We start from the raw sequence: 26,881 nt of genomic DNA, 5'->3' as shown, positions 1-26,881 counted from the left end.
AGTAGAAAATTTATGTGTTAATCTTTTGTGGAATTCTATACATCATCATATTCTTCAATAATATCTTGTGCTGAAATAGGATTATTTAAGCTAATGAGTGTTTCAATAATATTAGGTAAAGTTAAACGATCCTTAGATTTGTATGCAAGTAGATATAGAAGAGCTTCTGAGGTTAATAGAATGAACCTTTTTATTTCTGTATTCCAAGTGACCTCATTAACAAATTCTTCGAAATTGGATTTGAAACTGTTACTAACTATTATAAACCCTAATTTGGTATAGCCCTCTTTTCTTAGGAGAGGTGAATGATAAGATATATATTCTTTAATGGCCCTGTCATCCAAGCCAAGACTGTAACCATTGGTGTAAGCCTTTGCGTCCACCAGAAATGCTGTATGATCTTCTGGGAATTTAATGACTGCATCTGGATTTCGGCCATAACCCTGCCCTAAGGGTTCCACCTCAAAATCCATTAATTTAAATATTTCAACGACTAATTTTTCGAATTCGCTTCCTTTGGAAGATGCACTTTGATTTGAATCAGTACCAACTTCTATAAGTTTTGCAACTTTTGGAAATAAATAGTCTTCTAATTTGAAATTAGCTGTTAAGCTTAATTTTGTTTCCGCATCATCAATAGTTTCCTGTTGAGTATTTTTCTCGACTAATGTTTTCTTATCTCTATTTGGGTTACCTTTATATTTCCAGAATGCATGCTCTAATTGCCAGTTCGAAACTACACTTCCGGTTTCTTTTTCTATCAGAGTCTTTATTTCTTCATTCAGACTAAAAAAATAGGCATAAGCATCATGCTGATTAATGAATGATTTCCATAAATCTAACTCTTCTAAAGCAATAATTAAAGAAGTATATATTATAGGCCACTCATGGTGATTTTGAATTTGCCAGAAATAAGATAAAAAATAACCTGTAGAGCTTGGATTCGCTACTTTTCTCCTATCGGAGGCATTTTTATAGATTTCTGTACAGTGATTCTCTAATAACTTGATATACCTTAATGCTTCTTCAAGGTCGACAGGTTTCACTATTACCTTTTTCAATAAAGAAGTTAGTTGTCGTATTTGATGATCATTATTACGTACAAGCTGGTTGAAAAACATTTGACCCTTAGCAGCCGTAAATCCCCAAAGATTATTTCTTTTATTGAAACTATCTACAGTTGTTTTAAATTCATGAATTTCCCAATCTCCATTTAAAAATTTATGAATATAATCAAGAAGTATTATTATCGCATTTTCCCTTTCCGCATCGATATTCGGTAAAGGATTTCCTTTTGTATCTAGTACTATTTTATCCGATTTATTATAAGTTTTCCATATTTCTAGAATCTTATCCTTCTGGTTATCCCTGATCATTTATTTGGTATTTTAAATCTAAATTCTTTTTCAACAAATGGCTCGAAATTGAAATTTGTACTGTTTGACCGGATATCTCTCATATAATTATATCCTGGTTCTGCCGAGATTAAGATATCTATAAGTCCCTTATCTTCTCTTATCGCAAATTTTCGAAGTGGATCTTTCGCAATGTGAGCAGGTAATTTGATCCATTTAAAAGTATTCTCATCTGCTAGAATTAAATGTAATTCGTTTCTAAACTTTTTTGGAGGAATGTCGAACCACCATCGCATTAATTCTGTATTAAGCGTAGCATAATTTGTGTTGAGTTTAGAAAGAGCATTGTAGCCTATATAATCGTTCACAATACGGATGGCATTAGGCTTCGAGAGCTTTTTAAAATTAATGTTTTCATTATTTTTCAAAACGTTTTCATCCTTCACAAAATTTCTGGATGAAACCTTCATTTTAGTCTCAGATGATTCTATTTTAGAATCATTTAATCTATTGTTAAGTTCTTTAATTTTCAATGTCTGAAGAATGATTACTATTAACAGTAGAATGATTACTAAGACAAGGACAAATAATGGTTCCATAGATTTAAGTTTAACTATTCTCCACAATTTTTATCTCTTCTTCCGTTAAGCCGTAAAGCTCATACACCATCGCATCTATTTTCCTGTCGGTTTCGTCTATTTGCTGCTGAAGGGCGACTGCTTTTTGCTTGTTTTCTTCAAACAGTTCCATCCACTCAAATTCGTCTTTTTTGGTCAAGGTTGCTGCCGGTTCCATTCCCTCTTTCTCTCGTTCTTTATTCGTTTTATTAATCGCTTTGTTTAGCTCTTTAATAAACTCGCCAAATTCCAATTCATGCCAATTTTGGAGTTTTCGAGATAATTTTTCGAATGCATAAGTAGAAAATAAATATGAAATAAACTTTCTGTTCAGATTAGATAGATACTGATTGAATTCCACCATTTTATTTGTTGATTTAATGAACTTTGATTGAAAATGAGAATTAGTTTTCTTAATGGGTAATTCATCAATATACATGATCTTGACTTGTGCAAAAACTTTCCCAGACTCATTAATGGAATTTTCGTAGATAAATCTTAACAATTTACTATTTAATAAGGCTAATAAATAATTTATGGAATATTCATCATTGGTGATAAGACCATTGTGAACAGTATCCAGTGTGAAATACTGTTCCTTATCTATAGTACAAATAGGATATGATGCTGTTTGCCTTAAAAGAATTTTTTCTTTTCTTTCAAAAATCTCTCTTATTCTAGGTCTGTGTAATTTTTGAGAGTCATAAATTATATAATCACCTTTGGGTTCTAAATAATATCGATTAAAATCACTTCCTGTTAGAACTTTCTCGGTTAATTCACTCTTCTGGCTTGTAATAAATTTTTTATTTCCTCCAGTTATTATGCCTTGTTTGAAATTGACAATATCTTTTAAAGACTCACAGCCTTCGGATAATTTTTTAATTATCTTGCTAAAAGATGATAGATTTAAAGATAAATCGTCATTTTCAAATATCTCTTGTTGACTAAATTCAAAAGAGATATACTCACCTTGCTGAAAATTTTTAGTTTCTGGGATGTAGTCAAAAATGTTATTTTGATTTTTATAATTCTCAAGGCTTAAAATTATTGAATCAACCGCTGCATCTTCAAAAACCAAATTGCCTCGAAAATCAATTAGTGTTCGAATAGAAGTATTTTTTAAAATAAATTCTCTCGCAGCTTTATAGTATTTATTTTTCAAAATTGTATAGGGAGTGATAAATGACAATAAACCTTTTCTCTTTAAAAGATGAATTCCTTGCTCATAAAATATAGGATAAAGATTTATTCTACCGTAGGCAGATTGAAATTTTAATTCTAAATAATCCTTTTCAAGTTGGACAATAAGCTCAGTTGGAATGTAAGGTGGATTTCCAATCACTACATCAAAACCTCCCCTTGAGCCTGTCGAAGAGTCAAACACTTCTGGAAATTCTTTTTCCCAGGTAAACGCTTTATCGCCGGCTACTTTTTTATCGTCTATAAGAGAGTTTCCGCATTTAATATTATCGCTCAGGTCATTCAGCTTTCGGTGTGGCCGGGCGGTGCGGAGCCAAAGGCTTAATTTGGCAATTTCAACGCTTTCTTCATTAATATCCACGCCGTAAATGTTGTTTTCAAGCACGGTATTTTCAATTCCCGGAAACCTAAAACTTTCGCCCAGCAATTTGCCGCGCATCTCGTCGATATAACGATGTTCCTTAATCAGGAAATCCAGCGCCTGGTTCAAAAAAGCACCACTCCCGCAGGCTGGATCACAAATGGTTAATTTCAGTAGCCATTCACGATAATTGTCAAGAATTTTCAGAAGCTGTTCTAAAGTCGCCTTATGTCGTTTCCTTCTTCCTTTAAAATATTCTTCTTCTCTAAAACCCAGTTCGGTTTTCTTTTCCTCGCAAAGCTTGCCTACGGTATTTTCAACAATATATTTGGTGATGTATTTCGGCGTATAGAAAACTCCGTCTTTTTTCCGCTTACTTTTCTGCTTATCAAAGTCGGCACCTTCAATTTCGGCATTTACGCTTTCAATTTCATTCAGCGAATTCTCGAAAATGTGCCCAAGGATATTTACGTCTACCTGACTTTCAAAATCGTAACCTGCCAGCTTCCTAGTGTGGCGGTGCAGCAGTTCGTTATCGATCTCCAGCATGTCCAGGATCTGGTCTGGCTTAAAAAGTCCGCCATTGTAGGCAAAGATCGCGGCATGTTCTCCTTTGGCTTCCCGGCCGGTATTCAGGTAATTGAAATAGATTTTATAGCGTTCATACAATGACTGGTCTACATCCATATCCTTCAGCATATCCCACTGTTTTACAATCTGGATGATAGAATTTGGTGGGAGCAGGCCACGGTCTTCCGCAAAGAAGATAAACAGGAAACGGTCTATGAGTTTCTGCGATTTTTTAAAAAGGCTGAGTTTTACATTTTTCTCCAGCCTGTCGATCTCCTTTTGAAAATCCTCATCATCAAGCGATTCTGAAACCAATTCAGAATGACGTATGGATTTCAATTTCTTCGCATTCCTGCGAACCAGGTCACGGTACAGTTCCCGCTTGAAAACAGAATAATCTTTATAAAATTCTTTGGTGATCTGTTCTTCTTCCACTAAAGATTCTTCCTTGATCTTTTGCGGAAGTCCGCCCATGATATTTTCGTGATTCAGGCAAAGCCATAGTAAACCAAAATCATCACGGTTAAGTTCAAAAAGATCGAATTCCAAAAATTCGGTAGCATCGTTTATATAAAACCGAAGCTTTTCGAAATTGGAAGTAATCACATATACACAATTCTTCTGGTTGGCCTTGTAATCAAAAGCCTGTTTTCTTATTCCCTCAAGGTGCTTCGTATTGGTTCCCTTCAGTTCAATAACACCAATCGCATTACCGTTTTTAAGAATGGCACCATCTGCCTTACGGTTATTAGATTCATTCTTAAATTCGGTAGTAAGATTATAAGCGGGATGTGGGTTTAAAGTATAACCTAAAATACTCACAAAAAGTTCATTCAGAAATGTGGCCTGAAATTGCTCTTCCTTCGATTTCCTGATATTTTCCTGAATTTCAGGATGTTGAAAATAAGAAGTGAATTTTTTATAGGCTTTATCTACAATCTTATCATCCTGAAGCTTGAGGTAATTTTTAAGTACTGAAGTTTGATATAAAGGCATTAAATAGATAGGTTAGTTTTAATCAATCCGATTACGTAGGGAAGTGATAGATCGACCGCATAAAGCTAACTAATATCTGTTATTTTTCAAATGCAATTATAAAATCGATTTAACTTAAAAATAATTAGTCTTTTTACTAAAATTGATAAAGAGATTTGAATCAACTGTGACACTTCAAACCGAGATCAAATCCATGCAGTAACACCTGATACAGAGATTAGAGTTTACTGTGACACTTGAAACAGAGATTAAAAGTTACTGTGACACTTCAAACAGAGATTAAATCTTGCGTAACACCTGATACAGAGATTAGAGTTTACTGTGACACTTCAAACAGAGATTAAATCTTGCGTAACACCTGATACAGAGATTAAAGTTTACTGTGACACTTGAAACAGAGGTTAGAGTCTACTGTGACACTTGAAACAGAGATTAAAAGTTACTGTGACACTTCAAACAGAGATTAAATCTTGCGTAACACCTGATACAGAGATTGAAGTTTACTGTGACACTTGAAACAGAGATTAACTTTTTGCGGTGACACTTGAAACAGAGGTTAGAGTCTACTGTGACACTTGAAACAGAGATTAAAAGTTACTGTGACACTTCAAACAGAGATTAAATCTTGCGTAACACCTGATACAGAGATTGAAGTTTACTGTGACACTTGAAACAGAGATTAACTTTTTGCGGTGACACTTGAAACAGAGGTTAGAGTCTACTGTGACACTTGAAACAGAGATTAACTTTTTGCGGTGACACTTGAAACAGAGGTTAGAGTCTACTGTGACACTTGAAACAGAGATTAAAAGTTACTGTGACACTTCAAACAGAGATTAAATCTTGCGTAACACCTGATACAGAGATTGAAGTTTACTGTGACACTTGAAACAGAGATTAACTTTTTGCGGTGACACTTGAAACAGAGGTTAGAGTCTACTGTGACACTTGAAACAGAGATTAAAAGTTACTGTGACACTTCAAACAGAGATTAAATCTTGCGTAACACCTGATACAGAGATTGGGGTTTACTGTGACACTTCAAACAGAAATGAACCTGCAAAATTTTCGTTCTATTTTTGACTTATCACCAAATAAAGTGATAGCACCGTAACTATCATTTGAAGAAAACTCCAAATAATTATATATAATCTTTCTTTAGAATACTTGCGTTCAATTGATTGTGCCATCTCCAAATTAATCTCGGCCATCTTATTTTTGAAATCTTCCGAATACTTTTTTAAATCTTCTGAAGTTCCTTTCTGTGTTTTTGCAAACTTCTCATGATCAAAAAAGATCTTTACTGATTCTATTTTCTTAATTGACTTTTCCAAGGTTTCATTTCTTTTGATTATTTCTTTTTTTAATTTTTGTATTTCCGGAATTAGAACTTCTATTGTTTCGTAGATTTTAGGTTGTGGTTTTTTAGCCATGATTTTGGTTTTAAGGTTTATTTTTTACGATTTCTATTGTACTTCTTATTGGGATTTTCATCGTAGTTCAGATCGATCTTTGAAATAATCGATTTAAAGAGATCATGATCGAATTTGTAATCTTTAGGTTCTCGAACTTTAGTTTCGGTTATCTTTCGGGACTCGAGGTTATATAATTTATGTAGTTGAATTTTACGATCAACCTCACTCGCTTTAAGGTTTTTGTCCAATTTGGTGTCCTCGAATCGGAATCCTTGAATTTTGCCTTGTTTATTAATTGTAGGTATGACTTTAATTCCATAAGCATCCATTTCCTTCTGATAGAGCATTAGGTTTTTTGGCTTCTTACTGATCACAGAATAGTGAGCCTTTTTAATACGTTCTTTTGCTTCTTTCGATATTCTTTTGTTCTCAAGGTTTTTCCTTTCCAGAATGGTTCTAGCAGAGATCAAACCATATTGCAGTGCTACTTCGTGAGCAGCGTTTTGAGCTGTTTTACTTATAAAACTGTCATTGTGTGCAGTTCCATCATATTGGATACGATTCATGATTATATGCACATGTTTGTGTTGTTTTTCGGTATGAACAAAGGCTATGAATTGATTTTTATCAGGATCCAGATCCATCTTCTCTAAAAAATCCTTCGTTAGATTTTGAAGAGTTTCATCAGATATGGTTTGTCCGTCTTTGATAGAAGGTGATAGAACTATACTTATAGCTTTCTTCTTGCACCTCAAATTCTGATTTTGAATGATGGTCATTTCAGAATTTAGATCCTTAGGTGAATCTCCAGATAATCCGTTTCTAAAAAGTTCATACCCTTTCTTTTCGTTAACAACGTATCGAAAAAGGTCTATCCCTCCTGGGCATGCGTAGGCTTTACTTATCATTTTAGTTTTTTTAAATGTTTACGAATTTCTATTGCTGTCTTTTTGGTTTCCTCTTTCATTCCAGAGATATCCCCTTTCTTCAAATAATTGTCTATCCTTCTGAAATTATCTCCAAACTTGATCAGTGATCTATAGACCTCTAATTCCTCCAGGGTCAGTTTATGTGATAGTTTGTAATTCATTGCTGTATATCTCAAGTAGTTGGAAACTGTACAACCGGATTGGTATGCCCTTTTTTTTATAATTAGGAATTCTGAGTTGGTGACCCTGAACTCCATTCGTTTATTTCTATTCATGATTTAATGTTTTAAATTTTGCGACCTTCGGGAGAAAAACCAGATGGTTTAAGACGTTCAAATCCTTGGATTTGTACGGTGAAAAACACCTCTGGATTCGCGATATTGTTTATTTTTTTAAGTGTCTTAAATAATCATTTACATCATCAAAATTTTCATACCTAATGCTCATGTTTTGGAAGCTAACCTGGCAGTTTTTCTCTATCAATCTGGTGGCATGTTGACCTGAATCATCATTGTCCAGAAAAGTCTTTACAAGGCTGTATTGATTTAAAAGTCTTAATGACTCTGAAACCTTGGCTGTAGTATTTAAAATGAGATAGTCCTCATTAGACTTTTGAGGCATCAGGGTGAGATATGAAAGAAAGTCCATGAATCCTTCAAATACGTTCAATATGTCTGAGGATTTGGATATCGTAGTTATGGCCTTTGTTATAAAACATCTCGGGAAGTATCGGTTCCTTGTTTCCCAACCATTTTGGTCATTCTCGAAGGCAATGGTTTTATATAATTTTACTGTTTTATTGCTTTGTTGTTTTACATTATTATCATTTTGTGATTTTATTTTTTTATTGTAATAATGCATTTCCTTGCAATACTGCTTGGCAATGTTGATGTCGATCTTTCTTTCTAAAAGATAATTCAACAAACTGGTATCCTTTAAACCAGTTAATTCTACGATCTCATAATTCAGTTTTTTCTCATCAGCGGATTCTTTTTGCTGGTGAAAAGAAAAAGGAGATGGTGTGTGATTAGAGTTTCTTAAAAATGCCAGTGCTTCCTTTTCGTCACAGTTCTTTAAAATTATTATGAAGTCTATAACGGTACCGCCTAAATCTGATCCGTGGTCGCACCATACATTTTTGATCCGATTGACTTTTAAGGAGGCTTTCTTTTCTTTCCTAAATGGACTTAGGAACCAGGCATCCCGATCATTTAAATCGGTATTAGTCACTCCAAGATCCACCAATAGTTCGTAGAGGGGGATTCTGTTTGCTTGATTACAATTCATATTTTTTTTTTTCAAAAGCAGGTTAATAATTAGATTTTTTTTGATGATTGATGACAAACCTATCCCGGCACCAATAATAGCAGGGGATAGGGATGTCATCAATATGTCATCACTTTAAATTTTTGATCAACCCTATATTGGATCGAATCGATTTTGATGAGTTTTTGATGAAATTTTGATGACACTCTTAGATACTATAAAGTCTTATCTTAAGGGTGTTAGTCATCAATAGCATCGAAATTTTGTATTAAAAACTCTTTGGTAATAGTATAGTATCGGCCTTTTGATTTGCTGCATTTCAAATCGCCATTGGAATGAATCCGAATCTTTTCATAACCATTGCTATTTGAAACGTTTTCCAAGCCCCAATTTTCCTTGAGAATTTTTCGTACTTCAGTTAAGTCGCTTTTTACCCTGGTTGTTTTTAGAAAGCTCACCGCATCATCTGGACAAATTTTGATTTGGTCCATGGATAACTTCTCCATGATCATATAACATAAATTGGCAAGTTCCTTTTCAGCTTTGTTCTTGTTGTTTTGGACAAGTTTTGTAAAGGCAGGTGTTTTAATTTGATCAAAAGAAAACCACATCCTTGAAGTTTTTTCTGTAGATAAAACTCTGTTTTCAAGAAAATGTAGAAAAGCAGGAATTTCATTAATCATTTTTTTTTCAAAAACTGGATCCTTGAATGGGATTGATTTTAACTTTATGACCCAAAATCGTGTGGCTAGATGATCAATTTTGATAAAATTATCTTCATTATTGCTACATAATATGAATTTTGAAAACATTTCAACTTCAACTCTATCGACACCTTTCTTCTCCATTTTATCCCATTTTGATGTGCTGAGAAATTTTAGTTTCTCGGTTATTTCAGATGATCTAAAAAGCACTTCATCGAAACAAACTAAAAGTTTTCCAGACCAATCAGAATTAAACCCACTCCTTACATTACTATTATTTAAAAATGTAGAATTGTCTTCATAAACAGCTTTGAGCCAACTCAGAAATGTACTTTTACCAGTTTCTCTATTATTTGAAACCAGGCAAAGAATTGGCAATTGTTGCAAAGGATTAGTGTATAGTATTTGTAAATAATCTAGGCCAACTTCTAGTTGATCTCTGAAAATATGTTTCAATAATTTTAGCGTATGTATGATGGGACCCGCTTTGGGGATGTAGGGTAGGGGATGATATTTATTATAGAAACTCCCGACTACTTGTTTAAAATTAGTATGTGAGGGTATGCATACAAATCCTTTATATTTTTTAATTTTTGAAAGCGAATCTTTCCCAAAATCATCAATAATCGTCTGTCTTTTCCACTTAACTAGTCTTTTTATACTCTTTCCATGACTAGTGGGTATTTCTTGTAGTTCATAGTAATCCACTGCTATCCTGGAATAGGAATTAATGTTTTTTTCCATACAGTTTTGATTTTAAACTGTATATTTGTCTCATACAGTTTATGTTAGAATTAAATTGTGATAAAAAATTAGGAAGCGAGGAGCTGCAACTCTTCGCTTTTTTATTTTGAATACTTATATCCCTGACGGGCTACCTCTAATAGTTCTTTCTTTGAGAAAAAAGGATGTCTGCCGATTTGATAATAAGGAATCATTCCTTTTTTCTTGTAGTCGATAATACTGGTAACGGATATACCTAAAAATTTTGCGGCCTGTTTCTGATTTAGACGATCATTATTTTTTTCATCCAATATATTCGGTAAGCCCTTTTGCTTAGCGAATCTTACGTACACTTTTTCAATAACCTTTTCCAGATCTTTCTCTGTGTGGCTATACAGTATTACTTGTCCCATAATAAATTGGTTTTAAGTTAGACATGGTTTCATTTGGATATCCGTGGCTAAATTGGAAACAAGTAGGGTTAAACTAAAATGAGAACTCGAAAGTTCTCATTTTGAAATACCTAAATATCTGATTAAAAGATTTTTAAAATGAATTTAAAGATTGAAATAATATTTAAAGTTATCATGAGAACTAGTGAATCATTTCATTTTTAAGAGCAATTTCAGTTGTTAGACCGCCAAAAGTAGGCTTATGATTTAAAATATTGCCTGATTCAGGAGTTCTGTCATAGTATAATCTTTTGAAGGTTGGATATGAACTACCGCCTTTTAAATTAAATTTAATGTGTCGAGATAACACCTTCTGAATAGAAGTTTTCATGTTCTCGGTATATATATAACTATTCTTTTGGAGGAATATCAGGTAGTCCACTAGAATACTATTTTGAATCTCGAGGCCTGTAAAAGATTCTTGGCTAGGGTGATTTTCAGTATCAAAAATAGAATCAACTATCTGAGTAGAAAATTGAGCAAGTTCGGATTTCTCTTTTTCCGGGTAAGTTTTTGAGAGTAGATAGATAAGCCCTTTGATAATCATATTTGGACTTTTACTTAAATGAATTCTTTCATTTTCTCTACTATTTTGTTCTTGAATTCTTCTAAGGACTTCTTTTGGATCTTCAGTTTTTAAAGCTAGAAGATCAATGGTTTTTAGGTAATCGCTGTATCTTTTAATAGGGATGTCATATACTACTGTATCCAGAGATTCCAAATAGTAATGCCCTTTTTCATCTAGAAGCTCCTCAATCGTGTCCAAATAATTTAAATCAAACGAATCCAAAGGTTCTGAATTCCATGAGGTCAGATCTGAATCAAACTCCTTTTCTGAAAACTCAGAGACATGATCTAATGATAGTAGTAAGTCAAAGACATTAAAAATATGATCGTTATTAATGCGAAAGGATAGATCCTTTAAAGACCCAAGGAATTTTTTTAATTCTTGTTCTCTCTCATTAATAGGGATTAGGGAGAGTTCATATTTCATTATTTCTTTCCATGTTTCAAAACCAATTAAGAGAGGACTTGCGGTAAGTAAATCATCATTTTTATTGATTAAAATGCATTGATTTTTAATGGCTTTACTATAGTCATTCAATGAGTATGTTTCCCTAAGTTGATATATTAGATCGGAAACATCCGATGATATAGAACACATTTCAGCTGTACCGTCTTCTAACTGAGAGGCAGCCAGGCACATATAGAATAAGCGGTTAATTGGACTAAGTATACGTAATTTTTCCTCGTACTCTTTAGGGAAATATTGGAAGGAGCTTAAGTTTTGTTCCATGTTTTATCTAGTTCTTGTTGCTTGAATTGATCGGAAATATTAACGTACTTCCTAAAAGAGCTGTCCTTTTTGTGTCCGGAAATATTTTTAACTACTACAGGACTCATTCCCATTATTAAACTATTGGTTACGAAGGTTTTACGGGCGGTGTGACTAGTGATCAATTCATATTTTTTGAAGTTCTCACTGACCCGTTTTTGGCCTACGTATCTCGTTTTTTGAATGGGAGAATCAATTCCAACTTCTTTACAGCATTTCTTTATATAATTGTTCAGATTTTGAGAAGAAATCTTCGGTATGGGTTCATAAATGGTGTCCTTATACTTGTGAAGAATTTTCTTTGCGTGACTTATCAGGGGTATAATATGGTTGTTCTGTTTAGTTTTCTGAATATTCAGTTGGATATGGTCTTGGTAAATGTTCGAAATTTCGAGATTCTGGATATCACTTATTCTTAGACTTGTGAAACACTGAAAGCAATAGATATCTCTAGCCCGATCAAGTTTTTCAGAATCAAATTCGTGATTAAAAAGGTCCATTAGCTCTTCCATGGTTAAAAAGATAACTTCTGTTTCATCCTCCCTGGCAACTATTTCTTTATAGTCCAGGTTAGTGTGCAATTTCTTTTTATAACTCCATGTCATAAAGGTCTTTAGGACTTTTATGATCATTGAAACATAGCTATTCTTGACTTCCCTGACCTGATAAGAGTAATCTTGAAACTCCTCATAGAACTTATCATCTATTGTATTGAATGTTAGTTCGTACTTAGTGGTTTCCTGAAATTTTTTTAAGTATCTATAAGCCGTTACATATGAGGTTACAGTTCGTTCGGCTTTTGTGATCTTACTTTTTTCAATAAAGTCATCGAAGGAGCTCCAGAAGTCAGTCTTTAATGATGGATTAGAGCCACTTTCTAATTGACTTAAGAAATTTTCCTTAGTCGGTGCTATTTGGTTCAATAAATAATACCTAAAAATGGCTTTCATTTTTTGCTCAAGCTCATCTATAGTCTTATTGAACTCAATATGAAAATTATACTCTTCATTTTTTCTATTCGGCTTTACTCTTTCTTTTTTGAGATCCCAATCTCTCGGGTCGATTTTTACTCCCTTTACGGTTTTGAAGATCTTCATTCCATTTAGGGTAACCAGCATCCTTACAGGAGCAGAACCTGCTTTAGTTAATTTGTCTTTACGTAAATGAAATGAAACTTGCATTTAGATTCCTTTAAATTTAAACTCAAAAAAGGGGCAACGAAAGGGGCAACCAATTTGAGTTCAAAACGAATATATTAAATTTAATTTTATATTGCTCAATTCAATGATAGCAATATACTGGGATTTAAGACGATTTAGGTGGGTACAAGATTATAGGTACTCCCGCTCCGAGTACTGAAAGCCTCTGCATCAGCAGGGGCTTTTTTATTTTATAATGGTTGTATATTAAAATTTTTTCAAAATATCCAGTTTCATTGTTAATAAATTCATTTGATAAGACTGATTTAAAAAATCCTCAATTCAAAGTATGTATAGGCCGGATGATATAATTATCTTTAGACTATGGGGGAATCATTGGCACAGCTAGGGTTTTCAAATCTGGAATGTGGGGAATTTAATATAAACAACGAACTTGTGAAGTAAAATAGGAAGCTTATCTCTTTAAACCTAGCTTAAGTACTAACGGTTGGTAATAAAAAAACAACGAGGTGACAGTTGTTAAAAAGATTTCTTTATCAGTTCTACTTTATGAGGTTCAGCAGTATTTTTGATCTCAAAATCCACGATACCAAGTATTAGTTCCTCTTCTGTAATTACTTCAACTTTCCACTGGCCTTCTTTCATGTTGTTTTTATAGGTATATCCACGGAAACCTCGATCGCGTCCACCGGCAACTTCAAAATCGATATCATCAGTAATTTCCCATTTCCTGGTTTTAGGATTGTACCATTTCCATCTATGAAAAATGGCTTTTTTTAAATTGGTAGGGGCGAAAACAGAAGTGAATACAAAAACTCGTCCACCTTTCTGACGATGGAAAGAGACGTCATGTTTACGCCAGAATATATACCAGGGATTCTTCTCGTAAGTGACCATGTATTCATTATTTATTTTTCGCACATCGTGAGCAACCAAGCCGGTGTCCATCGCCAAAGGCACTGGTGGAATAAGATTGAAATAGTAAAATGCATTAATCGTTAAATAGATAGAAAGAATTAAACCGATCAGTTTTTTCAGACTTATCTCGGCTCTTGTGACCGGACTTAAACTGTAAATAAAAATGATGAGTGCTAGGGTACACCCCAAACTTATAAGCCCCGAAATGATAAAAATAGAGGTATTCATCTCCTTTATCAGCGTGGGAATAATAAAAGCAAAAAAGGTAAAGCTGATAAAAAAGTAAACACTGAACTGAAGGTATTTGTTGGATATCTTCTTTTTAAGAAACTCGTTTGCAAATAACAGCAGGACCAGCAATATGAAGAAAAATATCGTTCTCGACATTGACACGCTTCTGAAAAAATAGATGACAAAAGCACTTGAAAGTGCACCAAAAAAGAACTGGATGGCTAACGGGAAATATTCAGAATAACGCCTGATCAAAGTGCCTTCCCATTTGTCTTCATCTACTGTATTATAGAGATAAAGCGTTAGGGATAATAAGGTCATATGCGAGCAAAGTACCACGGTATCATAAACTCGATCTATTCGCCCCAAGGTAAGGGTGTCAAAAACAAAACCACCCATAAAAAATAGAATGGGAGCATATTTCTGATTGCGAAAAATGAACCTTCCAAAAGCGGTATTTCTATATTTTACTAACTTTCTTTTCATACTTTATTCAGCCGCGCCAAATTTAGGATAAAAACATCATCCCAATATTTCTTTTGACTTTAATGCCAAAGAGTATATGAAAAAGTTTGGAATTAGGATCTTTTGAAATATTCCGGAATAAGGGAAATAATATTTGTCTATGGTACATTGTTACTGCGATTGAAATCTAAATTAATTCAATGGATCACGATAATAAATAACTAAAAAAGCAGTCAATAGTTTCCTTTTGAGTATGAGGATTGATTCGATTTCTAATTTCCTGTTCTAACTTGAGAATTAAATCTGTAGCTTATTAAGTTTCCAGAAATTATTAAGGTATCGGCTGAATTTAAATTAGGAAGTAAAAATAGAGTAGTGACCGCTACAGTTCGTAAATAACCTAAGTCCCTACCCAAAGATCAATTTACTTAGACAAGCCGCCACTACTTCTAATTGAGATCAAAAATAAATCGAATGTTTAATTGTTTCTACTTGGGTTAGTAAACGTATCGATTTTGGAAGTTATCGTTGATTATTATAAAATTAAAATCACTAATGTTCCTTTTCCCCTTATAGACGAAATCTGTAAATTCTGACGGTCATATCCCATGAACGCCAACCTTTCCCTGGCCAGGCTTGTACCTTTTGATCGATGTGGTGAATTATCAGGAATTTTAGAAAAACCGATGCCATTATCTTCGATCATGCATTCTATTTTTTCCGAGCCAAGTTGCTTAAAAGAAACTTTTAAAACCGGATTTTCAATTTTCGGCGGAAATGCGTGAACAAAGACATTTTCTATAAAAGTTTGAAGGAGCATGGAAGGAACTTCTACCTCAAAAGTATCGATATCAGGATCAACATAAAAATTCACATTTACAGCATCGTTAAACCTGGTGTTTTCAACTTTAATGTAAGACTGCAGGTATTGAATTTCTTCTTCCAGGGAAATCTTCGGTTTGGTGCAGTACTCAAGATTCAGCCTTATTAATTTTGCAAAATCTCCTAGAAATTCCGAAGCTTTTTCCACGTCATTATCAAGTATGAAATTCTGGATGCTATTCATGGCATTAAAAATAAAATGCGGATTCATCTGGGCAAGCAGCGCTTCCATTTTTGTCTCCTCAAAACGCTTTTGTATCAAACTTTTCTGTGCCTCAAATCTTTTGTTTTTCTGAATTTCATAGCGGTAAATACTTAAAATAAGTACTGTGATCCCTATCAGAATGAGCAGGTAAAACCACCATGTTTTCCAGAAGGGAGGCTTGATAGAAAGGCTCAATAATTTTTGCTGATATTCTGAACCCGTACTGAAATCTGTAACTTTCACCTGAATATCATAAGTTGACGAACTTAAAAACGGGAGGAAGATCTCTGGTTTAGAATTCGGTAAACTCCATTCTTCATTTTTATCAAGTCGGTATTGATAATTTAATTTATCTGGAAATGGATGAGCATTTGTTCCGAATTTTACCAGAATAGTATTTTCGTCATAATTTAATTTCAGCTCATTTTTTGCAGAGATCTCTTTCAGAGTTCTTTCCTTATTATTGATATAGATTTCGGTAATTTCAAGTTCAGCTATTTCGCTCTCCGCGCCAATGATATTCTCCAGGTCCAGAATATAAAAACCGCCTTCGGTACCAACGAATAAGTGATTTTCAGATATATCTATGCCCAGTGTAGGTTGATTTAGCCCCTGTTCCTTATCCACGAAAATTTGCCTTTTGTCATTTAAAATGGTAAGACCTTTTTCAGTTGCGATGATGAGGTAATCTTTATATGATTTCAGAGAAGAAATAGTGTTTCCCTTGATTATGGCTCTCGGGATTTTCTTTAGAACCTCAAAATTTTTGTCATCATTAACAATATAGATGTCTCCAAATTCCGTTGAAATAGCAAGGTTGTTCTCAATTGATACAATATTCCTAAGCTTTTTTTCATTCCATCTTTCGCTGTTCAGATAAGAAATAAAACGGTCATTTTCCCATTTATAAAGTCCGGAAAAAACAGATAGGAAATAGGTTTTATCTTCAGTTTTAAAACTATTCACGATCATTGTTGGAGTAACCGGATCTTCCTGACTGTAATAATCATACACAAAAGTGTCCAGGTCACTATAAATTCTAACTCCTCCATAGGGATGAGTTTCAATAAGTTTACCATCCTCGGTAAAATTTATTTCTTCAGAATGTATGGGCACATAACGCTTGAGCTTGCCAAAACTGGTGATGGCAAAAATTCCAATATTAGTATTCACCCAATAATTTTCTTCAAATGTTTTTATATCATAAAAAATGATCTCCTCAGCAGGGGTTGCGTAGTCTAATTCGTAGAACGAATCTTCGTGTTTTGGTAATTTTCCGGCAGCTTTAGTGACATAATTTTCCTGCCATTTTTTAAAGCGTTCTAAAGCAATGCTGGTTGATGAACCGCCGATAATTTGTAAAGCCTGGCTGGATAGGGTAGCGGCAGAATTCTTTGTACGCGCAAAACCCAGAACTTCTCCAGGCAGCGGATGAAAACTAATATCGTTATTAAGGTTGATCTCATGCAATCCTTCATCAAGAGTTCCAATGTAGAGTTTGTCCAGTTGAGGATCATATTCTAATGAGACTACCTGAGTGCTATTTATATTGAAATCTGTAGCCCTGGAAATAAATTCCTTTCCGTCTATTTCAAAGATGCCACCACTCGTATCAAAAATACCCCAGGCGGCCGCAAACATTTTATCATTTTTAGTCTGAACCTGGTCCCAAATGATCGAATTTCCTGCTCGATCAATATTCGCGGATTCTTTTTGATGAAGATAGCTCTCTAAATGCTCCTTTTTGAAATAACCTTTATTGCTGCTATAAATACTGTCATTTTCAATGTAAGCTGAATAGATCAGTTTACGGTCATTAACTTTTTTTAGATCAAGCCCGTCTGTCTCTTCATTAATTAAATAAATTCCGGTTTTATATGTGGTTAAATAAAGCTGACCCATATACTCAAAAAATCCGCTCACCCTGAACAGGTCTTCGGTTTCTGAATAATTCCAGGAGCTAACTTCGTAGTTCTCTATATTTATCCTGGAGACGCCATCACTGGTGCCAACATACATAAATTCTTTATATGGAAACAGTTTGGTGATCTCGTTATGCACCAGTCCGTCCTTTTCGGAAATAATTCTGAATTCTGTTCCATCATAAATACTTATTCCCGCTCCGTAGCTTCCAAACCATTTATTCTGAAATTTGTCTTCAGAGATAGCCCAGCAGCTATTCAGGGCAAGCCCGTCTTCTTCAAAATAACTTTCAAAGACCCCGTTTTTTTTCCTAACGATTCCGTTGTCGGTTCCAATCCACAGCGTATTTGTACTATCTACAAATAAGGATCTTATCGTATTATTTGGTAATACATTGGTAGCGTTATAGACTTTTCCCGGATATTTTTGAGAAAATACACTATAGCTAATTAGGAGTACGAGTAAAAGAAGTTTATTGAATCTGGAGAACAGCATTTAAAAATTCTTCTTCTTTTCTGAATGAAACTGGTAATTTTTCTCCATTGGTTACTTCAACTTCTTTAAGGATTTTGTTGTACCTAACCACGAAGTTAAGATTCAAGACGTAGCTTTTATGAATTCTCACAAAATGAGCAGGTAAAATTTCTTCTACATACTTTAGAGTTCTGGCGGTAAGCTTTTCAGAACCATCAATGCGTTTTACCTTACAATAATTGCTTTCCGCTTTGCAATATATAATTTGGTTTGAATGTATGAATTCAAATCCTTCTGTAGTTGGGAAAGCGATCTTGCTGGTGTTTTGATCGTTTACGTTTAGATTCTCCAGCAATAAGGAAAGCTTTTTTTGAGCAAAACTATGTTCACTTTTTGATTCAAATCTTTTGATAGCCTGGGCAAGATCTACATGGTTAATGGGTTTTAGTATATAATCCAGCGCACTTTGCCTGATAGCCTTCACCGCAAACTGACTATAGGCGGTAATGAAAATGGTTTCAAAATTCACTTTATCGAAATAACGGAAAAGTTCAAATCCATTTTTTTCGGGCATTTGAATATCAAGAAAAACAAGGTCTGGCTCATAATTTTTTATGGCCGTTACGCCACTCTCAACCGAAGAGCATTTTTGCACGATGTTGAATTTATTTGGGAAATATTTGTAGAGAGTTTTTTCAAGTAAATTCTGGGCATTTACTTCATCATCAATGATAATGGCTTTTATCATAAGCAGGAATTTCTAGTCAGAAACTTTCCGAAAGAGAAAAGCTTAATAATTGACTTCATTAGATTGTTTTGAAAGTTTTCAAATATCGTTTTTTTATTTCAAATGGAATTTCTTTTGTAACTACATACTAAAACCTTCGATACTGAATACTCAAAATGTTATTCATATCATTAACAAACATTCAGCATAAAGTCCAGGATTGAATTTTATCACGCTTTGAAATGATTTTGATTTATCCGCATTATTTGAAAGGAACATGATCTGTAAATTCCCGATTTTTCTGAAATAATTTTGGCTGCTGTTTTTTGTTCTTGCTCTTGATTAAAATTTAATTATACTCGGATTTCTGTTAAAATTATTCATTAAATAAAAATTTTTATAAAATCTCTTAGAGGTTAAATCAATGTATGTTACTGTTAAAATATTCGCCAACTAATTGCGCAAGAGATATTTGTCGTAAATTTTACATTTATAATTAAGAATCTAAAAATGTTAATTATCAATTTTTAGCATTTTTTTGCTACAAACGGTCCAATTTCGGCTTTGAAATCTCCATTTTAATTTGTTAATTAGTGTTACTAAAAAGTTAATGAAGTGTTAATATGGAATCAAGTATCAAAGCTGTAGCAAATTTTCAAGAGGGTATGATGGTGTCAGAATTAAGACAAAATACTTCGGTTAATTTTATCAATACCCTACGCGAAAACGATTTAATTGAAATTACAAAAAGAGGAGAAATCCGCTTAACTCCAAAAGGTAAAATTGCATCCAGGCTGGGTGTGGACAATTATCTTAAAATGGAAAAAGTAGAAAAGCAATTTTTTAATGAAGAAATCAATAGCATAAAAGTTGAAAATCGAGGTTTGCTAATGATCTTCGGCGGAATGTTTATTTCCCTAATTCTAATAATTGGATTCTGGGCTCTCCAATTAAAAGGTTTCTAGAATTTCTGTTTAATCCTGTTCGACAAAAATTTAACAATTTATTACGAATTGGATCAAAAAATATATCAAATACCGTATTCTTCAAATCGGGTTTGATCTATTTTGCCGCATGAAATTTTACTACCTGGGTAAGAACCCAGACCTCAAAGGAGTGATCTGGATTCACGCCGAAACCTGCAAGAGTCTCCCCGATGTTCTTGGAAGAATTTACCTGGGGATGTTTCCAAACGGAAATCTTGCAATTGAAACAGCGAAAGCTAAATTGCAGCTGGCAAAAGTAAATGTTTGCAAATGCTGTTCTTGAATTAAAAATTTTATTGTTAGAACTTGTCTTAAAACCGTTACATTATTGTGGCGGTTTTTATTTTTTATTATAATCCTTATAAATTTGTAGCATAAGCTTTCTTCTATGAATGAGATTGAAAATGTTCTGAAAAAGCATCAGATTCGTCCAACGGCCATACGGTTGTTGATGTACAAATTTTTACAGGATAGAAAAGCTGCTCTTACCTTAAATGATATTGAAGCTGGATTCGATAAATCTGAAAGAACCACTCTTTATCGAACTATTAAAACCTTTGAAAAAAACGGGATCGTTCACCAAATAGATGACGGTACCGGTGTTCCAAAATATGCCCTTGATGAGCCTCTAACAAATTCGGGGGAAGCACAGGATCTACATCTTCATTTTCATTGCAATAATTGTAATGAGACAATATGCCTCACAGATCACAAGATTCCGCATATCAGTCTTCCTTCCGGATATATTTCCCAGGATATTAACCTGGTGATCAAGGGAACCTGTGAAAAATGCAGTAAGCTTTAATGCACTAAGATTGCATTAATTTCATCTTAAATTAGCCATTCAATTGCAGATAAGTCTGTAAGTTTAATAAGCATAAACATCATTAGAATGTCTGGACATAATCACGGATGCTGTGAACCTCATAACGATGGAATTTTTGGAGAAAGAACTGAACTCATCCTAGCTTTAGGCAGTGGTTTATTTCTACTTATCGGATTTTTAATTGACAAATTTTCAAATCTGGATTTTATTTTCATCCTGGTTCCTTACTTGATTTCTTATGGACTTGGTGGTTATTATACATTGAAAGAAGCGGCAACCGAGATAGCCAAAGGTCGCTTTGAAATTGACTTTCTAATGCTGGTGGCAGCAGTGGGAGCTGCTCTTTTAGATAAGTGGGCTGAAGGTGCTTTGTTATTATTTCTTTTTAGCCTGGGACATGCCCTGGAACATCTGGCCATGGCAAAAGCCCGGAAATCTATAGAATCACTAACCAATTTATCTCCAAAAATCGCCTTGCGAAAGGAAGGTGATCAATATAACGAGGTCTCTATTGAGGTTTTGAGAGTGGGAGACGTGATTCGCATTAAACCGAATTCTGCGGTTAGTGCTGATGGTGTTCTTATTAAGGGGAAAACCAATATTAACCAGGCGCCTATAACTGGAGAAAGCATTCCGGTAGATAAGGAACCTGTTTTGGACGCCAACAGGGAATTTTCAGCAATTTCTGAAATCCCAGAAAAGAACAGGGTTTACGCCGGTACCATCAATGGCGATAATACAATTGAGATCAGGGTGATTAAGGAATCTCAGGATTCAACCCTGAACAGGCTCATTAATATGGTTCAGGAAGCGCAGGAAAAGAAATCGCCAACACAGTTGCTTACCGATAAATTCGAGAAATATTACGTTCCTGCGGTACTCATTTTAATAGTCCTGTTAAACTTTGCGTTTTTAGTGGTGGATGAAAGCTGGCAAGACAGTTTTTATCGATCCATGGCAGCGTTGGTGGCCGCAAGTCCCTGTGCGCTGGCAATTTCGACTCCTTCTGCTGTTTTAAGTGGAATAGCCCGAGCAGCCAAAGGAGGTGTTCTTATAAAAGGAGGGAAGCCACTGGAAGACCTAGGCACTCTAAGAGCGATCGCGTTTGATAAAACGGGAACTCTTACTGAAGGAAAACCAAAAATGACCGATGTGGTCCTTTTGAATGGCCAATCGAATGATGAATTTCTACGGAAGGTAATTGCTCTGGAAAGTTCCAGTAATCACCCTCTGGCTAAAGCTGTGGTGCGAGACGGTAAAGAAAAGATGAGCGAATTGAATGGTTTCCCCGAAGTTCATGATTCAGAGGCTGTTCAAGGTAAGGGTATAAGGGGTAAAGTAAACGGAAAACTCGTACAGATAGGAAATCTTGAACTATTCGAGGATAATTCACTGGTGCCTGCCAAAATAAAAGAACAGGTAAAACAACTTGAGACTGAAGGTAAAACAGTAATGCTGGTTCAGCATGGAGATGATTTCAGCGGAATTGTGGCATTGATGGATACTCCCCGACAAGCTGCGAAGTCTACCTTGTCTAGATTAAAAAAGATTGGAATCAGGAAGATGATCATGCTTACCGGGGATAATCAGGAAGTAGCTAATGCAGTGGCTTCCGAAATCGGACTTACTGACGCTTATGGTAGTTTGTTGCCGGAGGAAAAGGTGGAAAGGATCAAACAACTGGAAAAAGAAGAATCAAAAATAGCTATGATCGGCGATGGAGTCAATGATGCGCCGGCGATGGCCAATAGTACCGTAGGTATCGCTATGGGAGCGGCCGGAAGTGATGTTGCCCTGGAAACTGCCGATATTGCTCTGATGGCAGATAAGTTAGAAATACTTCCTTTTGCAATTGCACTTAGTAGAAAAGCTCAACAAATTGTAAGACAGAATTTATGGATAAGTCTCGGGGTGGTGGCTTTACTTTTGCCTGCTACCATTTTTGGCTGGGCTAATATTGGTATCGCAGTCGTATTCCATGAAGGTTCTACAATTGTTGTAGTGCTTAATGCCTTACGCTTGCTGGCCTTTAAAGATAATTATAGCAATATTTAAAAAATATTCAGCTTTTTTGGTTAAATAGGATTAAATCCAATATTTTTGATTAAATTTTGGAAATATTCCTAATAAATCAATTATGGGTACACCTGGATCTATTGAAATTAAGCACTTTAAAGAAGTGCGTGAAGAAAACAATTTTACTCAATCTGAATTTGCCAGTTTACTTGGTATTAAAAATTCTACCGCAGATATAGAACGGGGTAGAACCAAACTTTCGGGGAAAGTGGTTGCGGAATTATTGAGGCAGTTTGCCATCAATCCATTGTGGCTTTTTGGTGAGAGCGGGCAGAAGTATCTTAAAATTTCAAAAGGTGATGTAAGTCCTAAAGTGGTAACTGTTGACAATGCCGATAATGAAAATATCGTACTGGTAAATCAGAAAGCTGCCGCGGGTTACCCTCATAATGTTCAGGATGTGGAATGGTATAATCAGCTTCCAGCTTTTGATATTCCATTGCCAGAATTCAGAAATGCTACTTACAGAGGTTTTCAAATAGAAGGGGATAGTATGTTACCAGATTATCGTCCAGGTGAATGGGTGATGGGAAAAGCTGTGCCGAGTATTGAAGAAGCCAGCAATAACCGGGTTTATGTGGTAGTGATGTATGATTCTGTATTGGTGAAGAAACTTCAGAAGATGCCAGACCCATCAAAAGTTTTGCTCATTTCCTTGAATGAAGAGTATTTGCCGTTGGAAATAAATGTTCATGATATCCAGGAGATCTGGCAGGTGAATTCAAAACTTACCTTCAATCTGGATAATCCTTCAAATAGCGGGCTGTTTCAGGAATTACAGCAATCTATGAATGAATTGAAACGAGAATTGAAATCTTTTAAACAATAAAAAAAGCCCTTTCGTGTGAAAGGGCTTTCAGTTTTTTAGTTCAAATCGATTAGTAATCGTCGTTTCCGCTTACTTCATCTCCAACTTCGTTAGCTGCGTTTTCAACTGCATCACCAGTTTCATTCGCTGCATTCTTTACCGCATCACCTGCATCATCTGCAGCTTGCTCGATATCGTTACCAACGCTGTTGTTGTCATCGTTCACATCATCCATGTCGTCTGCAGCATCTTCCATATCATCAGCCACATCATCCATATCGTCAGACATTTCCATGTCATCAGCTTCATTTTCTTTTGCTGTGTCTCTACAAGAAGTAAAAACAACTCCCATTGAGAACATTAGTGCCAGCATTACTATTGGTTTTTTCATCGTTTTAAATTTTGGTTTAGTTATTCAATTAAATAGTGACAAGTTATTTGATTAATTATCGTCCCCGATCTTGTCAATTTCTTCGTTTATTTCTTTGTTTACTTCTTTATCTACCTCTTTAGCCGTTCTTTCAAGAATTCCTTCTCTTTCTTCAGCCTCTTCAGGTGTTTCTACTTTTTTCTCTACTTCAACCTCCCTAACAATTGTTTCTTTTTCGGCAGTATCCCTACAAGAAGTAAATACTGCAGAAAACATTAATAGCCCACCGGCTAAAATTGATAATCGTTTCATGGATTATTAGTTTATTTGTTATAGGGGTCGAAATTACAACTAAAACTAATCGAACGATGAATTTTTACTTTTTTTTAGCAAAGAATGTTAATAGAAATATCACCGGTTTTTAAAGATGTTCCTTTAAGATTCGTGTTGCTCCGGTATTACTTTTAATAAAGTGTCCGGCGATCATTCCAGACTTCTCCCTAAATTCTGAATTGGTATATAATTTGGTCATTATCGCGGTAAATTCTTCTGAATTTTTAACAGAAAACAAGCCGGCAAGTTGTCTTAATCGCTCAGCCTCAGGGAATTTGCTGAAATTTTCTCCAATAACGATAGGAATTCCAAAAGTGGCTGGCTCCAGAATATTGTGTAAACCGGTATTTCCGGCGGCTCCTCCAACGTACGCGATATCCGCATAACTGTATGCTCTGCCAAGAAGTCCGATGGTATCCAAAATCAGTATCGAATAGTCTGCTAGATTTTTATTTTCCATATCAGAATATTTGATCGTAGAAAGTTTTAATTCTGATATGAGCTTATCGATCTTCTCATTTTTGATCTCGTGAGGAGCAATGATGAATTTTATATTTACAGATTTATTGATAAAATCTTTAAAAAGCTGTTCATCTTCGGGCCAGGTACTTCCCAGTACCATGAGCATCCTGTCATTTTTAAAGTTTTCAATAAATTCTATCCTGTTATCTGCTTCAATTTGGGCTGCTACCCGGTCGAACCTTGTATCACCTCCAACAGTAACATTATTGAAACCGGCATTCTTAAGTAATATGGCAGATTCCTCATTCTGAACAAAAAAATGTTCGAAAGCATCTAGCGATTTGAGCATCCATTTGCCATAAGACTTAAAAAAGGCCTGGTCTTTTCTGAATTTTCCAGAAACCAGGAAAGTCCGGATTTTTCTACTTTTAAGTTCATTCAGAAAGTTTGGCCAGAAGTCATATTTGATGAAAAAGGCCAATTCCGGCCTTAGTATTTTTAGAAACTTTTCCGCATTCTGCGGAGTATCAAGTGGCAAATAGGTGAAATGATCTACGAGCGGATGTTTTTTCTTATTCTTAAATCCGGAAGGAGAAAAGAAGCTAACAATCATTTTATGTTCAGGATATTTTTGTTTCAGCATTTCCAATACGGGAACAGCCATTTCAAATTCTCCCAGGGAGGCGGCGTGTATCCAGATATGCTTTTTTTCAGGGTCAATGGCGCTTTCAAGTTGTGAAAAAAGATGCTTTCTGCCTTCTGAAAATTCCTTTAGCTTGGGACTGAATTTACCAGCCGATTTAAGAACGACTCCGCTTAGTCTGACTAATACATTGTAAATTTTCTGCACAATAATAACTTGATGATGCTAAAATAGGCCTTTCCAATAAATGGATTGCCAGTAGGACCTATATTTCGTATTTTCGTAGACCTGAAAAATATTGTAGATGAAAAAGATTCAAATGGTTGACCTTAAAGGTCAATACGAAGGTATAAAGAATGAAGTGAATAAAGGAATGCAGGAGATACTGGAAGAAACTTCCTTTATCAATGGGCCTCATGTTCATACATTTCAGAAGGAGCTGGAAGATTATCTTGGGGTAAAGCATGTGATTCCTTGTGCCAATGGAACCGATGCGCTTCAGATCGCAATGATGGGCCTTGGATTAAAACCTGGAGATGAAGTTATTACTGCCGATTTTACTTTTGCCGCTACTGTAGAGGTGATCGCATTATTGCAGCTAACTCCTGTTCTGGTTGATGTTGATCCTGAAACTTTTAATATTGATCCAGAAGAGATCAGAAAAGCCATTACTCCAAACACCAAAGCGATCGTGCCGGTTCATCTTTTCGGACAAACCGCGAATATGGATGCGATCATGGAGATCGCCAAAGAGCACGATCTATATGTAATTGAAGATAATGCTCAGGCAATAGGCGCCGATTATCATACTAAAGAGGGTAAGACCAGTAAGGCTGGTACTATAGGTGATGTTGCAGCAACTTCCTTCTTTCCATCTAAAAACCTTGGATGCTACGGAGATGGTGGCGCGATCTTCACCAATAATGATGAATTGGCCCATACCATCCGCGGAATTGTAAATCATGGTATGTATGAGCGTTATCATCATGATGTTGTTGGAGTGAATTCAAGATTAGATAGTTTTCAAGCTGCGGTGCTGAGGGCTAAACTGAAAAATCTGGATATCTATAATGAAGCCAGAAAAGAAGCAGCTTTGAAGTATTCCAATGCTTTTCAAGGGAATGAGCATATTTCTACGCCAGTGCGATCTGGAGATTGCGACACTCATGTTTACCACCAGTATACCTTGAAAATTAAAAATGGTAAAAGAGATGCCCTGGCGAAACACCTGCAGGAAAAAGGAATTCCATTTGGTATCTATTATCCAATTCCGCTACATCGTCAAAAGGCATATTTAGATGAAAGATATAAGGAAGAAGATTTTACTGTGACCAATCAGTTGGTGCAGGAAGTTATCTCTTTACCGATGCATACGGAGCTGGAAGACGACCAGATCAAACATATAACAGAAACAATTATTGATTTTTTGAAGTAATTCAGAACTTATATTAAAACAGGAACCCGG

Annotated in this window: 23 protein-coding genes; 6 read left to right on the top strand and 17 right to left on the bottom strand. The window is 35.1% G+C overall.

All coding sequences use genetic code 11. From position 1 onward, the window contains the following. Positions 1-35: 35 nt before the first annotated feature. The 14 genes from AC2S94_RS01650 to AC2S94_RS01585 all read right to left on the bottom strand — a co-directional run bounded on the left by AC2S94_RS01650 (position 36) and on the right by AC2S94_RS01585 (position 18,933). Positions 36-1,376 (bottom strand): restriction endonuclease FokI C-terminal domain-containing protein, encoded by a 1,341-nt coding sequence (locus tag AC2S94_RS01650; protein WP_484629779.1) that lies wholly within the window; start codon positions 1,374-1,376, stop codon positions 36-38. Further along, positions 1,373-1,954: a hypothetical protein gene (locus AC2S94_RS01645; RefSeq protein WP_484629778.1), complete on the bottom strand. Its 582-nt coding sequence runs from the start codon at positions 1,952-1,954 to the stop codon at positions 1,373-1,375. Before AC2S94_RS01645 ends, AC2S94_RS01650 begins: the two co-directional genes overlap by 4 nt. Before the next feature lie 10 nt (positions 1,955-1,964). After that, a complete protein-coding gene (locus AC2S94_RS01640; RefSeq protein WP_484629777.1) occupies positions 1,965-5,102 on the bottom strand; it encodes an Eco57I restriction-modification methylase domain-containing protein in 3,138 nt (1,045 codons plus the stop codon). 1,073 nt (positions 5,103-6,175) lie between these two features. Next, positions 6,176-6,535 (bottom strand): hypothetical protein, encoded by a 360-nt coding sequence (locus tag AC2S94_RS01635; RefSeq protein ID WP_484629776.1) that lies wholly within the window; start codon positions 6,533-6,535, stop codon positions 6,176-6,178. A gap of 17 nt (positions 6,536-6,552) precedes the next feature. Beyond that, positions 6,553-7,425: a relaxase/mobilization nuclease domain-containing protein gene (locus tag AC2S94_RS01630; protein WP_484629775.1), complete on the bottom strand. Its 873-nt coding sequence runs from the start codon at positions 7,423-7,425 to the stop codon at positions 6,553-6,555. Continuing rightward, on the bottom strand, positions 7,422-7,721 hold the full coding sequence (locus AC2S94_RS01625; RefSeq protein ID WP_484629774.1) for a plasmid mobilization protein: 300 nt from the start codon (positions 7,719-7,721) through the stop codon (positions 7,422-7,424). Before AC2S94_RS01625 ends, AC2S94_RS01630 begins: the two co-directional genes overlap by 4 nt. A 109-nt stretch (positions 7,722-7,830) precedes the next feature. Beyond that, complete coding sequence (locus AC2S94_RS01620; RefSeq protein ID WP_484629773.1) at positions 7,831-8,733, bottom strand: toprim domain-containing protein; 903 nt, start codon at positions 8,731-8,733, stop codon at positions 7,831-7,833. A gap of 218 nt (positions 8,734-8,951) precedes the next feature. Continuing rightward, positions 8,952-10,160 (bottom strand): primase-helicase family protein, encoded by a 1,209-nt coding sequence (locus tag AC2S94_RS01615; RefSeq protein WP_484629772.1) that lies wholly within the window; start codon positions 10,158-10,160, stop codon positions 8,952-8,954. A 101-nt stretch (positions 10,161-10,261) separates the two neighbouring features. Then, on the bottom strand, positions 10,262-10,552 hold the full coding sequence (locus AC2S94_RS01610; protein WP_484629771.1) for a helix-turn-helix domain-containing protein: 291 nt from the start codon (positions 10,550-10,552) through the stop codon (positions 10,262-10,264). Positions 10,553-10,733: 181 nt separating this feature from the next. Continuing rightward, positions 10,734-11,888, bottom strand: a complete 1,155-nt coding sequence (locus tag AC2S94_RS01605; protein ID WP_484629770.1) for a hypothetical protein — start codon at positions 11,886-11,888, stop codon at positions 10,734-10,736. After that, complete coding sequence (locus AC2S94_RS01600) at positions 11,873-13,108, bottom strand: tyrosine-type recombinase/integrase (RefSeq protein ID WP_484629769.1); 1,236 nt, start codon at positions 13,106-13,108, stop codon at positions 11,873-11,875. Before AC2S94_RS01600 ends, AC2S94_RS01605 begins: the two co-directional genes overlap by 16 nt. 498 nt (positions 13,109-13,606) lie before the next feature. Next, positions 13,607-14,722: a DUF2914 domain-containing protein gene (locus AC2S94_RS01595; protein ID WP_484629768.1), complete on the bottom strand. Its 1,116-nt coding sequence runs from the start codon at positions 14,720-14,722 to the stop codon at positions 13,607-13,609. Between the two features lie 514 nt (positions 14,723-15,236). Continuing rightward, a complete protein-coding gene (locus tag AC2S94_RS01590) occupies positions 15,237-18,206 on the bottom strand; it encodes a sensor histidine kinase (RefSeq protein WP_484629767.1) in 2,970 nt (989 codons plus the stop codon). Beyond that, a complete protein-coding gene (locus AC2S94_RS01585) occupies positions 18,184-18,933 on the bottom strand; it encodes a LytR/AlgR family response regulator transcription factor (RefSeq protein WP_484629766.1) in 750 nt (249 codons plus the stop codon). The genes AC2S94_RS01590 and AC2S94_RS01585 overlap by 23 nt, the downstream gene beginning before the upstream one ends. Before the next feature lie 602 nt (positions 18,934-19,535). Between AC2S94_RS01585 and AC2S94_RS01580 the strand changes: the two genes are divergently transcribed. The 5 genes from AC2S94_RS01580 (at position 19,536) to AC2S94_RS01560 (ending at position 23,629) form a co-directional block, all read left to right on the top strand. Next, a complete protein-coding gene (locus AC2S94_RS01580) occupies positions 19,536-19,877 on the top strand; it encodes a hypothetical protein (RefSeq protein WP_484629765.1) in 342 nt (113 codons plus the stop codon). Positions 19,878-19,986: 109 nt separating this feature from the next. Then, complete coding sequence (locus AC2S94_RS01575; protein ID WP_484629764.1) at positions 19,987-20,181, top strand: hypothetical protein; 195 nt, start codon at positions 19,987-19,989, stop codon at positions 20,179-20,181. A 105-nt stretch (positions 20,182-20,286) separates the two neighbouring features. Continuing rightward, positions 20,287-20,703, top strand: coding sequence for a Fur family transcriptional regulator (locus tag AC2S94_RS01570; RefSeq protein ID WP_484629763.1), 417 nt, complete (start codon positions 20,287-20,289; stop codon positions 20,701-20,703). Positions 20,704-20,790: 87 nt separating this feature from the next. Continuing rightward, the gene (locus AC2S94_RS01565) at positions 20,791-22,779 is read left to right on the top strand and encodes a heavy metal translocating P-type ATPase (RefSeq protein ID WP_484629762.1); all 1,989 of its coding nucleotides are present in this window, start codon (positions 20,791-20,793) and stop codon (positions 22,777-22,779) included. An 82-nt stretch (positions 22,780-22,861) separates the two neighbouring features. Next, entirely contained in the window at positions 22,862-23,629 is a 768-nt protein-coding gene (locus AC2S94_RS01560; protein WP_484629761.1) for an XRE family transcriptional regulator, read from the top strand. 49 nt (positions 23,630-23,678) lie between these two features. Here AC2S94_RS01560 and AC2S94_RS01555 read toward each other — a convergent pair whose 3' ends face one another. The 3 genes from AC2S94_RS01555 to AC2S94_RS01545 form a co-directional block, all read right to left on the bottom strand. After that, on the bottom strand, positions 23,679-23,999 hold the full coding sequence (locus AC2S94_RS01555; protein ID WP_484629760.1) for a hypothetical protein: 321 nt from the start codon (positions 23,997-23,999) through the stop codon (positions 23,679-23,681). A gap of 51 nt (positions 24,000-24,050) precedes the next feature. Continuing rightward, a complete protein-coding gene (locus AC2S94_RS01550; RefSeq protein ID WP_484629759.1) occupies positions 24,051-24,290 on the bottom strand; it encodes a hypothetical protein in 240 nt (79 codons plus the stop codon). Positions 24,291-24,399: 109 nt separating this feature from the next. Beyond that, positions 24,400-25,623, bottom strand: coding sequence for a 3-deoxy-D-manno-octulosonic acid transferase (locus tag AC2S94_RS01545; RefSeq protein ID WP_484629758.1), 1,224 nt, complete (start codon positions 25,621-25,623; stop codon positions 24,400-24,402). Between the two features lie 97 nt (positions 25,624-25,720). Here AC2S94_RS01545 and AC2S94_RS01540 point away from each other — a divergent pair, with 97 nt between their 5' ends. After that, a complete protein-coding gene (locus AC2S94_RS01540; RefSeq protein ID WP_484629757.1) occupies positions 25,721-26,851 on the top strand; it encodes a DegT/DnrJ/EryC1/StrS family aminotransferase in 1,131 nt (376 codons plus the stop codon). Positions 26,852-26,881: the final 30 nt, after the last annotated feature.

This window comes from Christiangramia pacifica (genome assembly GCF_057221535.1).
This window is presented reverse-complemented; position numbering and strand designations above follow the sequence as displayed.